Origin of the sequence: Rhizobacter sp. OV335 (genome assembly GCF_900142965.1) — a bacterium.
Lineage (GTDB): Bacteria > Pseudomonadota > Gammaproteobacteria > Burkholderiales > Burkholderiaceae_C > Rhizobacter.
This window is the reverse complement of the sequence record NZ_FRCQ01000040.1, coordinates 1-13962: the sequence shown is the minus strand read 5'-3', so window position 1 is coordinate 13962 and position 13962 is coordinate 1. Positions and strand designations below refer to the sequence as shown.

Here is a 13962-nt window from a genome sequence, read left to right as displayed (position 1 = left end):
AACGCCGTGCGGCAGTGCGAAGCCCCCCGATCGCCGGCACGGCACCCATCAGAGCGTCAAGTTGCGCTGCACAGGGTGCTAGATCTGCACCCGCGTACCCAGCTCGACGACGCAGTTGTGCGGCAACTTGAAGAAGTCGGCCACGCTGCCGGCGTTGCGCGACATCGCCGCGAACAGCGCCTCGCGCCAGTGCGCCATGCCCGCGCCCTTGGTCGGGACGACGATCTCGCGGCTCAGGAAGTACGAGGTCGCACCCGGCTCGATCGACAGCCCCTGCAGTGAACAGTGGGCCAGGGCGCGCGGGATGTCCGGCTGGTCCATGAACCCATAGCTCACCTGCACCCGCCAGAAGCCTTCGACCAGCGGCGTCAGCTCGATGCGCTCGGCATCGCCGATGCGCGGCATCTCTTCGAACTTCACCGTCAGGATCACGTTCTGTTCATGCAGCACCTGGTAGTGCTTCAGGTTGTGCATCAACGCCTGCGGCACCGTGTCGGGGTTGGCCACCGCATAGACCGCGGTGCGCGGCGTGCGGTGCGCCATGTCGTCCTGTGCCAACGAGGTGATGAAGGGCATCAGTTCCGGGTCGTCGCGGCGAATGTGATCGATCAGCAGTTCGCGAGCGCGCTTCCATGTCGCCATCACGGCGAAGATCGCCGCTCCCATCACCAGCGGGAACCAGCCGCCCTGCAGGATCTTCAGCGAACACGAGATCACCAGCACCGCGTCGACCACCAGGAAGGCGGACGTCGCGGCCACCGCGACCGCCAGCGAATACCGCCAGACGTAACGAACCACGAAGAAGGTCAGAAGCGTCGTGATGAACATCGTCACCGTGACGGCGATGCCATAGGCGGACGCCAGCGCCGACGAGCTGCCGAAACCCACGGTGGCGAGAAGAACGGCCACCATCACGGTCCAGTTCACCGTCGGAACGTAGATCTGCCCCGCCTCTTTCTCCGAGGTGTTCAACACGCGCATGCGCGGCAGCAGCCCGAGCTGGATCGCCTGCTTGGTCATCGAGTACGCCCCCGAGATCACGGCCTGCGACGCGCACGAACCCCGTCCACGCGATGCGTATCGGGCGCGCCCCGAAGTGCCCCATGTCGGCGTACAGCGCCTCGGCACCGGTCAACGCCAGCACGATCGAGCCCATCACGAGAAACAGGTGCCAACCACGCGCATGCAGGAACGCGACGGCCTCCAACGGGTTCAGCGCCGCCAGGATGCCCGGCTGCTGCACGATCTGCAGCACACCCACGAGGGCGAGCACGAAGAACCACACGCTGATGATCGGACCGAAGAGCTTGCCGACCACTTCGGTGCCGAAACGCTGGGCCATGAACAGCGCAACGATGATGGCGATCGAGATGGGCAGAACGTAGGGCTTCAGGGTGGGCGTGATCGCCTCCAGCCCCTCGACCGGCCCAGCACCGAGATGGCCGGCGTGATCACGCTGTCGCCATAGAACAGCGCGGCGCCCAGCACGCCGGTCAGCAGCAGCAAGGTGCGGCGCGTCGGCGTCCCGCCGGCCGCAAGCGCGGTCAGCGCCATGATGCCGCCCTCGCCGCGGTTGTCGGCACGCAGGATCAGGATCACGTACTTCAGCGTGACCACCACCATCAGCGCCCAGAAGATCACCGACACCGCACCGATGATGTCCGGCGCGTCCAGCGGCACGCCGTTGGCGGGGTGGAACACCTCCTTCATCGTGTACAGCGGGCTGGTGCCGATGTCGCCGTAGACGACACCCAATGCCCCGCGCGTCAGCAGGCCAAGGCCCTGGCGGTTTTCGTTGTCGTTCATTCTTGTACCGAGGGGTGTCAACCGCGCGTTCAGTCAGGTGGACCTCGGCGCCGGCGTGGCGCACCGAGCACCATGGCGGTGGGCGTGTTCATGCGCCCTCCTCGGCCAGGTCGACCGTCGGAGGCGCTCCCAAGGGCAGCGTGAACATGAAGGTCGCACCGTGAGGCGGGGTCGGCTCGACGCGGATGCGGCCACGGTGCGCTTCGACGATCGCCCGGCAGATCGCCAGGCCGAGGCCCACGCCGGGCGTCGCCGATTCCACCTGACCGCGGGTGAACTTCTCGAAGATCATGTCTTCCTGTCCCGCCGGAACGCCCGGCCCATGGTCGCGCACGCTGATGCGCAGCTCGTCGTCATGTGCCTGCGCGAGGATCTCGACCGGCGTGTCGCGCGGCGTGTACTTGCCGACGTTCTCCAGCAGGTTGACGAGCACGCGCTCGATCAGCACGGCGTCGCACTCGACCAGCGACACGCCGGGATCGATGTGGATGGCCAGGGCCCGCGACCCCAGCGATCCGTGTGCCGCCTGGACCGAACCGCCGATGATCTCCTCGACCGATTGCCATTCGATCCGCAGGCGGATCTCACCGCTCTGGATGCGCGCCATGTCGAGCAGGTTGGTCACCATGTCGGCCATGCGCAGCGCCTTCTCGCTGAGGCCCTCGGCCAGCTCCTGCTGCCGCGACGAGAGCGGCGGCTGGCTGTTCGCCAGCAACTGCGCCGACCCGACCAGCGCCGCCAACGGCGTGCGCAGGTCATGCGACAGCGCGGACAGCAGCGAGTTGCGCAGGCGCTCGGATTCCATCTGCACCGTCGCGCCCTGCGCCACCTCGATGTAGTGCACGCGCTCCAGCGCCATCGCCGTCAGCACCGCAAAGGTTTCCAGCTGCTGTCGCTGCTCGGGGATCAGCAGGAAGCGCGGCTCGGTCGGCTGGATCGCCAGCACGCCACGCGAGCGCATCGGCGCCTTCAGCGGCATGTAAAGCCAGGCGCTGCCGGCCAGCGTATCGGTGCCCAGGCCGGCGACCTGGTGGTGGTCGAGCGCCCATTGCGCGGTGCCCAGGTCCAACCCGGAGCCATCGGTGGGCGATTGCAGCCGATCGCCCATGTCCAGCACGTAGATCGCCACCTGAGCCCGAAACTCGCGCGCAATCACCGCCTGGGCAACCTCGACCACGTGCGCTTGCGTCAGCGTGTTGGACAGGTCGCGTGCCGCCTCGAACAGCGAGCGCGAGCGTGCCTCGCGGTGCGTGGCCACCCGAGCCTGGAACCGCAGACCGGCCGTCAGCTGCCCAGTCACCAGGCCGACGATCAGCATCACGGCGAAGGTCAGCAGGTACTGCACGTCGGAGACGGCGAACGACAGGCGCGGCGCCACGAAGAAGTAGTCGAAGGCCGCGACGTTGAGGAATGCCGCCAGCACCGCCGGCCCGCGGCCCAGCCACACGGCCACGCAGACGACCGACAGCAGGAACACCATCACGATGTTGGCCAGCGCGAAGTACGGCACCAGCAGGTGGGTGAACGCCGTGGTGCCGGCACAGGCAGCAAGCGCGAGCGCGTAGCGACGCAGGTGTGCGGCCGCGGCGGTGGCCGGCTCGGCGCCGGCTTCCCTCTCCGTTGTCGCTGGTGGCCGCGAGCGCCGTGATTGCCCCACTTCGAGGCGATCGATGTCCGGTGCGATGCGCGAGATCGCCTGGCCCAGCGTGCGCCGCGGCCACCAGGGCGCCCAGCGCCCTTCGGCGCCGGAGCCGAGCACCAGCTTCGACAGGTTGTTCGCCCGGGCGTGCTCGACCAGCGCCGCGGCGACGTCCTGGGCCGGCAACACCGCCGTGCTCGCGCCCAGCTCCTGCGCCAGCTTCACGGTCTGCAGGATGGCCTCGCGCCGATGGCCCGGCAGCCGCTGCAACGCTGGCGTCTCGACATACACCGCATGCCAGGTCACGGCCAGCTGTTGCGCCAGCCGCGCGGTGCTGCGCACCACGTGTTCGGCGCCGGGCTGCGGCCCGATGCAGCAAAGCAAGGCGCCTTCGGTCTTCCACACCTGCCCGATCGACCGGTCGCTGCGGTACGCCTGCACGTCGTCTTCCACGCGATCGGCGGTGCGGCGCAGCGCCAGCTCGCGCAGCGCCATCAGGTTGCCCTTGCGGAAGAAGTTCTTCGCGGCACGCTCGGCTTGAGCCGGCAGGTAGACCTTGCCGGCCTTCAGCCGATCGATCAGTTCGTCGGCCGGGGTGTCCACCATCACGATCTCGTCAGCGCGGTCGAAGAAGGTGTCGGGCAAGGTCTCGTGCACCACGATGCCGGTGATGCCGCCGACCACGTCGTTCAGGCTCTCCAGGTGCTGCACGTTCAACGTGCTGTAGACGTCGATTCCAGCGGCCAGCAGTTCGTCGACGTCCTGCCAGCGCTTCGGGTGACGCGAGCCGGCGACGTTCGAATGCGCCAGCTCGTCGACGAGGATGAGCCCCGGCTTGCGCGCCAGCGCCGCATCGAGGTCGAACTCGGCCAAGCGCCTGCCCCGGTACTCCATCTGCGCCGCAGGCAGCACCGGCAGGCCTTCGAGCTGCGCGGCGGTGTCGCCGCGACCATGGGTCTCGACGACCCCGGCCACCACGTCCACACCATCTGCCAGCAGCTTGCGAGCCGCTACCAGCATCGCACAGGTCTTGCCGACGCCGGCGGACGAGCCGAAGTAGATCCGCAAGCGACCGCGGCCCTCCCGCTGCTCGTCCGCGTGGATCTGCGCCAGCAAGGCGTCGGGGTCGGGGCGCTGGTTGTCGGTCATGACGGACTGCGGTCAGGAGGGTATCGCATCGAGCGCCAGGTTCAGGCGCAGCACGTTGACGCGCGGCTCGCCGAGGAAGCCGAGCCATTGCCCCTCGGTGTGCTGCGCAATCAGGTCCTGCACCTGCTTGAGCGACAGGTTCCGTGCCTTCGCGACCCGTGCGGCCTGGAACAACGCTCCGGCCACGCTCAGCTCAGGGTCGAGCCCGCTGGCTGAGGCGGTGACGAGGTCCACCGGCACCGGCGCGGTGTTGCCGGGGTCGGCGGCGCGCAGCGCCTCGATGCGGCCCTTGACCGCGTCGACCAGCGCCGGATTCAACGGCCCCTGGTTGGAGCCGCTGGAGGCGGTCGCGTTGTTCGGCATCGGCGCGGTGGCCGACGGACGGCCCCAGATGTACTTCGGGTCGCTGAAGTTCTGGCCGATCAGCGAGGAGCCGACCGGCTTGCCGTCGCGCGTGATCAGGCTGCCGGCGGCCTCTTCCGGGAAGACGGCCCGGCCGATGCCGGTCACGACGAGCGGGTAGGCGGCGCCGGTCAGCGCGGTCAGCACCGCGAAGGTGACGAGGGCCGGGCGAAGGAGGGATGAAACAGCGGAGGTCATGATGTCGGATCCTCAAACGAGATGCACGGCGGACAGCAGCAGGTCGATCAGCTTGATGCCGATGAACGGCACGACCAGGCCGCCCAGCCCGTAGATGAGGACGTTGCGGCGCAGCAGCGCCGCCGCGCCGATCGCGCGGTACTTGACGCCCTTCAGCGCCAGCGGGATCAGGAACACGATGACGATCGCGTTGAAGATCACCGCCGACAGGATGGCCGACGACGGGCTGGTGAGCCGCATCACGTCGAGTGCGGCGAGTTGCGGATAGGTGGTCGCGAACGCGGCCGGGATGATCGCGAAGTACTTGGCAACGTCGTTGGCGATCGAGAACGTGGTCAGCGACCCGCGCGTCATCAGCAACTGCTTGCCGGTCTCGACGATCTCCAGCAGCTTGGTCGGGTTGCTGTCGAGGTCGACCATGTTGCCGGCCTCCTTCGCGGCCTGCGTGCCGGTGTTCATCGCGACCGCCACGTCTGCCTGCGCGAGGGCCGGCGCGTCGTTGGTGCCGTCGCCGGTCATCGCGACCAGGCGGCCGTCGGCCTGGTGGTCGCGGATCATCTTCAGCTTGGCCTCGGGCGTGGCCTCGGCGAGGAAGTCGTCGACGCCGGCCTCGGCCGCGATGGCCGCCGCGGTGAGGCGGTTGTCGCCGGTGATCATCACCGTCTTGATGCCCATGCGGCGCAGCTCGGCGAAGCGTTCCTTGATGCCGCCCTTCACGATGTCCTTCAGCTCGACGACGCCGAGCACGCGGGCACCGTCGGCGACCACCAGCGGCGTGCTGCCCCTGCGGGCCACCTCGTCGGTGGCGGCCTGCACGTCGGCCGGGAAGTTGCCGCCAAGCGACTCGACGTGCTTGCGGATCGCCTCGCCCGCGCCCTTGCGCAGCTGGCGCTGCGTGCCGTCGCCGTTGTCGATGTCGACGCCGCTCATGCGTGTTTGCGCCGTGAACGCGACGAACGCCACCTTGTGGCTCGTCAGGTCGCGCTCACGCAGGTTGAACTTCTGCTTGGCCAGCACGGTGATGCTGCGGCCTTCCGGCGTTTCATCCGCCATCGATGCGAACTGCGCCACGTCGGCCAGCACCAGCTCGGTCACGCCCTTGGCGGGCACGAAGGCCGAGGCCTGGCGGTTGCCGAGCGTGATGGTGCCGGTCTTGTCGAGCAGCAGCACGTCGACGTCGCCGGCCGCCTCGACCGCGCGGCCCGAGGTGGCGATCACGTTGGCGCCCATCATCCGGCTCATGCCGGCCACGCCGATCGCCGACAGCAGCGCGCCGATGGTGGTGGGGATCAGGCACACCAGCAGCGCGATCAGCGTCGTGATGGTGACCGGCGTGCCCAGCTTCATCGCGTCGACGCTGAAGATCGAGAACGGCAGCAGCGTGACCGTGACGACCAGGAACACGATGGTCAGCGCCACCAGCAGGATCGTCAGCGCGATCTCGTTCGGCGTCTTCTGGCGCTTGGCGCCCTCGACCATCGCGATCATGCGGTCGAGGAAGGATTCGCCCGGGTTCACGCCGATGCGCACCACCAGCCAGTCGGACAGCACCCTCGTGCCGCCGGTGACCGATGCAAAGTCGCCGCCCGATTCGCGGATCACCGGTGCCGATTCGCCGGTGATCGCGCTCTCGTCGACCGAGGCGACGCCTTCGATCACCTCGCCATCGAGCGGGATCACGTCGCCGGTTTCGACCAGCACCACGGCGCCCTTGCGCAACTCGTCGGCCTCCATCGGGTGCCAGGCCGAGCCGTGCTTCGGCAGCTCCAGCTTCTTGGCGATGGTCTTGCGCTTCATGCCGCGCAGCGACGAAGCCTGGGCCTTGCTGCGGCCCTCGGCCAGCGCCTCGGCGAAGTTGGCGAACAGCACGGTGAACCACAGCCACAAGGCCACAGCGAGGATGAAGCGCTGCGGCGCCTCGCCCTTGCCGCCGAGCGCCTGCACCCACAGCAGCGTCGTGATGATGCTGCCGACGTAGACGACGAACATCACCGGGTTGCGCCACTGCACGCGCGGGTCGAGCTTGCCGAATGCAGAGGCGATGGCCGGCTTGACCAGCGCCGGGTCGAACATCGAGAAATTCTTGACGGTTGTCATGATGATTTCCTGTTGGCGCCTTACTTCGGCGCCCACAACATCAGGTGCTCGACCACCGGCCCGAGGGCCAGCGCCGGCACGTAGTTGAGCAGGCCGACCAGCAGCACGCTGCCGATCAGCAGGGTGACGAACAGCGGGCCATGCGTCGGCAGCGTGCCGGCCGTGACGGCCAGGCGCTTCTTCGCGGCCAGCGAGCCGGCGATCGCCAGCACCGGCACGATCACGCCGAAGCGGCCGAACCACATCGCGACAGCCAGCAGCGTGTTGTAGAACGGCGTGTTCGCCGACAGGCCCGCGAAGGCGCTGCCGTTGTTGTTGGCGGCCGACGTGAGCGCGTAGAGGATCTCCGAGAAGCCGTGCGCGCCCGGGTTCGCGATGCCCGCCTTGCCGGCGTCGGCCAGCACCGCGATGGCGGCACCGGCCAGCACCAGGACCGGCGTGACCAGGATCGCGATCGAGGTCATCTTCATCTCGTAGGTCTCGATCTTCTTGCCCAGGTACTCCGGCGTGCGGCCGATCATCAGCCCGGCGATGAACACCGCGAGGATCGCGAAGATCAGCATGCTGTACAGCCCGGTGCCGACGCCGCCGAAGACGACCTCGCCGAGTTGCATCAGCACCAGCGGCACCATGCCGCCCAGCGGCGTGAACGAGTCATGCATCGCGTTCACCGCGCCGCACGAGGCGGCGGTGGTGATCGCGGCGAACAGGCCGGTGGCGGCGATGCCGAAGCGGGCCTCCTTGCCTTCCATGTTGCCGCCCGGCTGCGTGGCGCTGGCGACCTGGTCGACGCCGAGCTGCGCGAACAGCGGATTGCCCTGCTGTTCCTGCGCAGTGACGACGACCACCGAGACGACGAAGATCGCCGTCATCGCGGCCAGCACCGCCCAGCCCTGGCGCATGTCGCCGACCATCCGGGCGAACATGAACACCAGCGCAGCCGGGATCAGGAAGATGGCCAGCATCTGCAGCAGGTTGCTCAGCGGCGTCGGGTTCTCGTACGGGTGCGCCGAGTTGGCGTTGAAGAAGCCGCCACCGTTGGTGCCGAGCATCTTGATCGCCTCTTGCGACGCGACCGGGCCCATGGCCAGCGTCTGCTTGTCGGTCTTCAGGTCTTCCATCACCGGGTTGCCCTTGGCATCCTTCAGCGGCTGGCCATCGGGACCGTTCTTCGGCAGCTGGTAGCTCGTGGTTTCCAGCATGTTCACGTCCTTGTAGGCGTCGACGTTCTGGATCACGCCCTGGCCGACCAGGAAGAGCGCGAACAGCAGCGACAGCGGCAGCAGCACATAGGCGGTGACGCGCGTGATGTCGACCCAGAAGTTGCCGATCGATGCCGACGAGCGGGCCGCGAAGCCGCGCACCAGCGCGATCACGACGACGATGCCGGTGGCGGCCGAGAAGAAGTTCTGCACCGTCAGCGCGAGCATCTGCGTCAGGTAGCTCATCGTCGACTCGCCGGCGTAGCCTTGCCAGTTGGTGTTGGTGACGAAGCTGATCGCGGTGTTGAACGACGAGTCGGCGCTGACCGCGGCCATCGCCTGCGGGTTGAAGGGCAGCACGCCTTGCAGGCGCTGCAGCACATAGACGGCCAGCACGCCGAGCAGGTTGAACACCACCAGCGCGATGGCGTAGTGGCGCCAGCCCATGCCGCTGGCGGCATCGACACCGGCGATTCGATACAGGCCGTGTTCGGCCTTCACGAACGGCGCGAACCAGCGCGGGAAGCGGCCATCAGCCACCGCCACCAACCACTGGCCGAGCGGCCAGGCCAGCAGCGCAAGGATGGCCAGGAAGGCCACCAGAAGAATCCAGGCTTGCGAGTTCATCAGAAGTCCTCCGCCTTCAGCAATGCAAAGACGAGGTACACGAGCAGGCCCAGCGATGCCAGGCCGGCGAGCCCGTACAGCCAGCTCATGTGCGTGCTCCCAACTTGTCGCAGCCGATGGCCATGCCGACGATGGCAATGAACATCAGGGCGACGGCTCCCAGAAACAGAAAGTCCATGGACTCCTCACGAAGGTGATTCGGATGTCCAGGAGCGTAGGGATCAGCGCATCAAATCGGTATATAGATTGGGGTGTTGCGCATCAAGACGGCGTAAAGACGTTCTGACGCCTCCGGTCCACGGTGACGCGGCCGGCAAGAATTTGCACCGTCTTGATCTGTGAAGCTGCGAGGGATGGAAATCGAACCCGCTCCACAGCACAACTCGGCATTTCGGCGCCCTACTCCTACTGCGAGGCCGTGTGCTGGCTGGAGCTTGATTGATCGGATTCTTCCCACCAATCTTCCCAACAAGTCCTTCGTTGGCAAAGAAGCGCTTGCTGCCGGTCGATCGGGATCGTCGAGCGCCCGCTCGTTGCGACGAAGCAATCGTTGCAAGGTGCCTACGACAGCCCGGCGAACCGCAAAGGCACTTGACGCAGCTGAGGCTCGTGGCGCTCCTCGACCAAGCTCTGTCGAGCGTCTGCTCTCACGAGCTGCGAAGTGGAGCTATCGACCCAAAGCGGAATTTGGCACAGGCCGATCAAACCTCCGGAAAGCGGCCGTTCAACGTTTGACTTAAGCGGGCCGCCGCAGGAAGGGTCAGGCCGCTTTCTTCATGGTATGAGGGGCTTGGCGCTACTTGGCTAAGCAGCACGCTCATCCTCTACTTCTCGCGCGTCGCGTTCGGCCTCCGCCTCTGGCGGATAGTGATACCAAGCTTCATGCGGAGAGAACTGCCCGCATTCGAAGCACTGTGTATGAGGCCACTTTACTGAGCACCCCGGGCAAACGCCACGGGTCCAGAAAGTGTTCCAAACAGTCCCGCATCTCGGTGTGCATTCCCACCGATCCTCGGCGGTGGGGCGCCAGCCGCACTGTGGACAAAAGATTTGCGCCTTGTCTTTCATGGTGCGCGTCGCATGCCGTTCGCCAATGAACGTTCCTGGCCGACACTGGCTGTTCGGTCAGCTCTGTCGTCGATTGAACGTTTGCCATGCCTCCCAGATTCTTGCCGCCACAGGCTGATATTTCTGCACTGCGTCCGCTTCGTCGGCACCGAACCAGTGGAGAAACTCTTCGTGGACGATTCGCGCGACATCGTCGACCGTGCTTGCCTCATTGAGCCTTGGAAGGATGGTTCCCGCCTCGGGCTCATATTCGTCGGTGTTTGTCTCGTAGTTGATCTCGATCGGGTCGGCATCAAACAGAATACTCGCAACCACATCAAACAGATCACCGTACCGTTGCCGTAGCGCTGCTCGTTCGCGCCTGAGAATGTCCCGCTCAGATTCCATGAAGGCCCAACCAATGATGAGTGCCGCTGCTGGGAATCGTAGCTGCAATCGCTCTCGCCCTGTGCGGGCTGTCGGGTAGCTGCCGCTCGCGAACGGCAGCAACTGGCCGGCAAAGGACCTTGTTTCACCGACCAATCGACTTCCGCAGGTACTCCGCTAGAAGAGCAATGCGGTCTTCTCGGCCGCGGTAGTACTCAGTCTCCAGGCTGGCAAATCTGGACGATTCCGCAATCTCTTCGAGCTTGACGATTCGCTCCTCGCGGTCATCTGGCAACGGAAGGATCGGGACGTCTTTGTTCGCAGCCTCCAGCAAAGATGCTGCTTCACCGGCTCCAATGGAGCGGAGCGCTTGCACTGTCTCGAGAGCGAGCGCGCCGCGAGTGTTGAAGTAATACTGATCAAACCCGCCGTTGTTGACCTCAGCATCGAGCAGCCAGACGCCTACACCTACTGCCTCCAACTGTGAAAGCGACTCCGCGCCATGGGTGAGGTACTGGCTGATCCACGGCTCGATGACCTCCAGGACGTAGTCCAAGTCTTCCATGAGGCGTAGAGTACCTGCAAGCCGTTGTTGGTGACCGGCCGATTGTGGCCGATTGTTGCCGGTCGGCTGCCAGCCGGCCAGCCGGATCGAAGAGTTGCGCCCGCACCGCTGGCACGCTACCTCAGATCAAGGCGAGTGATATCGAACTCAACGAATTCGGCACCCGGCGGCACATCGCCGAAATCCAGGATGAAGCCACAGACCTGCACGAGCCCATCATGCGGGTCGATGACTTTGCCGCATCCGCTGTACGCATAGTCGCGAGTGCGATGAAGCCGCTCACGTGACGCCTGAGCTTGCTCCTCGTCGGCCCAGTCGTTGAAGTACGGCGACTGGAGCTTGGTGGAGTCCAGCACATACAAGCGATTTGGAACGAGGTCGCCAACCTCGTAGCTACAGGGGAAGCAGAAGGCAACCACCTGCCCATCGACGCACCCCAAGGTAACCGATGCGCTCTCGGACGTCGGGTTAAAGCGCTCGATCTTCGTTATCAGCAGGTCATGCATGGCCCAAGCATAGTCTGGTCAAGATGGAATGACCGCTGGCGTACCACTGACTGACAGGCCGTTGTCACAGTCCGCATGCGTGACTCCAGTCTACTTTCCGAAAGCAGCCCTTCGCGAGCGACCGGAAGTGGCCGGTCGCGGTCGTTTCCCTCCAAGTGTCACTGGCTGGAGTAAGCGTCAGGTTCGCCCCCCGAGAGCAATGAGCGTTGCGAAAGCCGCGAAGGGGAATCCCAGGATGGATGCCATGATGCCTACCCACATGGCGAAGACGTAGACGCCCGGGGAAGCCTTCGAACCGCGATACAACGAGCGCAGCCAGAGCGGCCATGTCCAATACAGCGGTACCGCAATCGCCAGGAAACTCGACGACCCAGCTGTTGAAGAAAGTGCGAGCAATGCAGGTAGGACGGCGTGAGTCGTGGCAATGGCTGCTCGCCACCTGTAGTGCTTGGTGCTGATCTCAGGAGCGTTGATATCGTTCACTGCTGAATCTTTGATCATGGACTATTCGCATGCCAAATACGCCTACCCGAGAGCTGAAGTCCACGAACGACTGCTCGTGGCCGATTGGTGCCAGCGAGCAGGCAGTCTACCGTTCAGTCTGCACGGCGAGGACTGTCAATTCGCGTCCACCCAGTTCGAGAGAATTTCGCCAGACGTGCTTCACGCCAGGCACCTCCGAGAACGTACCTCGATACGCCTTGTGAAGAAGCTCTTTGCGCAGGACTGGCGTGAGCGAGGGCAACGCGGTCGTCGGGATGTTCGAGGCCCAGGTCATAGCAAAGCCAGTGAAGTTGCTGTGACTTCCCTGCTCGACGTGCTCGGCGCCGGCGTAGCTGACGATGTAGGTGAAGAGTGGCATGGGGCGAATTCTATGAAGCCTGAAAGCCGCCATTGGCGACCGGCAGCTCCTGGCCGGACTGTTGCCGGTCGGCGCCGAAGCGGTCGCTTGACGTTTGACGCGCGCGCCCGGCCGTAGACCAGTCCGCTTAGTGGAGCGTTCGGCGCCGTTGGCCAACGCATGGCTGTGCTAGTAGCCGAGGCAGCTCTGCTTTGCCTGGGCGTCGTAGTTTTTTCGCGATGCAAGTTGCTCTGAGAACTCGCTGCGGTCGGGCAGGCTGGCACCCTTGTACAGCCATTGCCTTCGATCGTTCCCGGAGATCATCGGGATCCTGTTGCTCCAGCACCATTCGATCAGTTCCTTCGAATTTCGAAGACTGATCTGCGTGCCAGTGCGGGCGACGAGGAGCTCTGCATCCCACACTCCGTCGCCGAAGCACGACCTGCTGCAACCAGCAACCTCATCGACCGCTATGGACACAGGGCTCATTCCGATGCTCCATGGAAATGAGGGCTCAATGGCAATGGCAGTGGGCAGGAGCTTGACGGCGAGCACGTCATCGTATCGATGCGCGCCGACTTCGTGCGTGCTGACCAAGACGACCTGCTCAACGGAGACTGCTGGCGCCGATGCAGGCTGGGATGCTTTGAACGAACCTTCAAGGTCTGCATACGGCCCGCTGCACGCGGAAACCAAAGTTGTTGCCAGCGCGACCGCAAGGCTTTGCGTGAGTCGCGCAACGTTTGACATGAGCGGTGGCTGGAAGCGTTCGACGTACGCTGGAATTCGATCGCGGCCGTTGCGAGACATGTCGTTCAGGCACCTTTCTGGTTGAAGTAGAGCAACATGAGGCGGATGGCAAGAACGACCAACGGGCATGAAGCGAGAACTGCCCCCGTCAGACCCATGACCGGAGCCTGTCATTAATTTCGTGTTCAAGGCATAGCATGACCCCCAGGAGCATCTATGCCGATAAGCAAGACGAGGATGAAGAACGCCGCGATTGCGGCGAAGTCGGCGGCATTGCCGACGATTCCCAAGGAACTGCTTGAGCAGTTTGTGAGCGGGCCGATGACCGGTGAGCAGGTGAACGCTGCGTCGATGGCGTTCAAGAAGGCGCTGATCGAGCGAGCGCTGGGTGCCGAGCTGGGTCATCACCTGGGCTACGCGAGCGGGGCGTCCAAGCCCGAGTCCGCGACCAACCAGCGCAACGGCAAGAGCGGCAAGACCGTGATCACCGAGGACGGGCCGCTGCGCATCGAAGTGCCTCGCGACCGCGACGGCAGCTTCGAGCCGCTGCTCATCCCCAAGCACGAGCGCCGCTTCACGGGCTTTGACGACAAGATCATCGCCATGTACGCCCGCGGCATGACCGTGCGCGAGGTGCAGGGCTTCCTGGGCGATCAGTACGGTGTGGAGGTGTCGCCCGAGTTCATCAGCAGCGTCACCGATGCCGTCATGGCGGAGGTGGGCGCCTGGCAGGCGCGTCCGCTGGA

The 13962-nt window shown here is 65.2% G+C and carries 12 protein-coding genes and 1 pseudogene; 1 reads left to right on the top strand and 12 read right to left on the bottom strand.

Annotated elements, in window-relative coordinates; genetic code table 11:
- Positions 1-78: 78 nt before the first annotated feature.
- From BUE42_RS28465 to BUE42_RS28410, 12 genes and pseudogenes are all read right to left on the bottom strand, one after another.
- A pseudogene (locus BUE42_RS28465) lies at positions 79-1806 on the bottom strand (potassium transporter Kup).
- Between the two features lie 88 nt (positions 1807-1894).
- A complete protein-coding gene (locus tag BUE42_RS28460) occupies positions 1895-4594 on the bottom strand; it encodes a DUF4118 domain-containing protein (protein WP_073468662.1) in 2700 nt (899 codons plus the stop codon).
- 12 nt (positions 4595-4606) lie between these two features.
- Entirely contained in the window at positions 4607-5194 is a 588-nt protein-coding gene (kdpC, locus tag BUE42_RS28455) for a potassium-transporting ATPase subunit KdpC (RefSeq protein WP_073468661.1), read from the bottom strand.
- Positions 5195-5206: 12 nt separating this feature from the next.
- Entirely contained in the window at positions 5207-7291 is a 2085-nt protein-coding gene (gene kdpB, locus BUE42_RS28450; protein ID WP_073468660.1) for a potassium-transporting ATPase subunit KdpB, read from the bottom strand.
- Positions 7292-7311: 20 nt separating this feature from the next.
- Positions 7312-9120: a potassium-transporting ATPase subunit KdpA gene (gene kdpA / locus BUE42_RS28445; RefSeq protein ID WP_073468659.1), complete on the bottom strand. Its 1809-nt coding sequence runs from the start codon at positions 9118-9120 to the stop codon at positions 7312-7314.
- A complete protein-coding gene (gene kdpF / locus BUE42_RS28440) occupies positions 9120-9209 on the bottom strand; it encodes a K(+)-transporting ATPase subunit F (protein ID WP_073468658.1) in 90 nt (29 codons plus the stop codon). The genes kdpA and kdpF overlap by 1 nt, the downstream gene beginning before the upstream one ends.
- A gap of 1036 nt (positions 9210-10245) precedes the next feature.
- A complete protein-coding gene (locus BUE42_RS28430) occupies positions 10246-10710 on the bottom strand; it encodes a hypothetical protein (RefSeq protein ID WP_200799052.1) in 465 nt (154 codons plus the stop codon).
- Positions 10700-11110 (bottom strand): DMP19 family protein, encoded by a 411-nt coding sequence (locus BUE42_RS28425; protein WP_159445511.1) that lies wholly within the window; start codon positions 11108-11110, stop codon positions 10700-10702. The genes BUE42_RS28430 and BUE42_RS28425 overlap by 11 nt, the downstream gene beginning before the upstream one ends.
- Before the next feature lie 125 nt (positions 11111-11235).
- Positions 11236-11625 (bottom strand): hypothetical protein, encoded by a 390-nt coding sequence (locus BUE42_RS28420; protein WP_073468654.1) that lies wholly within the window; start codon positions 11623-11625, stop codon positions 11236-11238.
- A 177-nt stretch (positions 11626-11802) separates the two neighbouring features.
- A complete protein-coding gene (locus BUE42_RS32745; RefSeq protein WP_143171826.1) occupies positions 11803-12126 on the bottom strand; it encodes a hypothetical protein in 324 nt (107 codons plus the stop codon).
- Between the two features lie 88 nt (positions 12127-12214).
- Complete coding sequence (locus BUE42_RS28415) at positions 12215-12487, bottom strand: hypothetical protein (RefSeq protein WP_073468653.1); 273 nt, start codon at positions 12485-12487, stop codon at positions 12215-12217.
- A 168-nt stretch (positions 12488-12655) separates the two neighbouring features.
- Positions 12656-13276: a hypothetical protein gene (locus BUE42_RS28410; RefSeq protein WP_143171825.1), complete on the bottom strand. Its 621-nt coding sequence runs from the start codon at positions 13274-13276 to the stop codon at positions 12656-12658.
- Positions 13277-13453: 177 nt separating this feature from the next.
- Between BUE42_RS28410 and BUE42_RS28405 the strand changes: the two genes are divergently transcribed.
- Positions 13454-13962, top strand: a 509-nt coding sequence (locus BUE42_RS28405; RefSeq protein ID WP_369823017.1) for a transposase, incomplete at its 3' end; no start/stop codon positions are given.

Excerpts from the sequence above, each read along its gene's own strand:
- BUE42_RS28460 (WP_073468662.1), bottom strand. The coding sequence starts at position 4,594 with ATGACCGACAACCAGCGCCCCGACCCCGACGCCTTGCTGGCGCAGATC.
- kdpC (WP_073468661.1), bottom strand. The coding sequence starts at position 5,194 with ATGACCTCCGCTGTTTCATCCCTCCTTCGCCCGGCCCTCGTCACCTTC.
- kdpB (WP_073468660.1), bottom strand. The coding sequence starts at position 7,291 with ATGACAACCGTCAAGAATTTCTCGATGTTCGACCCGGCGCTGGTCAAG.
- kdpA (WP_073468659.1), bottom strand. The coding sequence starts at position 9,120 with ATGAACTCGCAAGCCTGGATTCTTCTGGTGGCCTTCCTGGCCATCCTT.
- kdpF (WP_073468658.1), bottom strand. The coding sequence starts at position 9,209 with ATGAGCTGGCTGTACGGGCTCGCCGGCCTGGCATCGCTGGGCCTGCTC.
- BUE42_RS28420 (WP_073468654.1), bottom strand. The coding sequence starts at position 11,625 with ATGCATGACCTGCTGATAACGAAGATCGAGCGCTTTAACCCGACGTCC.
- BUE42_RS32745 (WP_143171826.1), bottom strand. The coding sequence starts at position 12,126 with ATGATCAAAGATTCAGCAGTGAACGATATCAACGCTCCTGAGATCAGC.
- BUE42_RS28415 (WP_073468653.1), bottom strand. The coding sequence starts at position 12,487 with ATGCCACTCTTCACCTACATCGTCAGCTACGCCGGCGCCGAGCACGTC.
- BUE42_RS28410 (WP_143171825.1), bottom strand. The coding sequence starts at position 13,276 with ATGTCTCGCAACGGCCGCGATCGAATTCCAGCGTACGTCGAACGCTTC.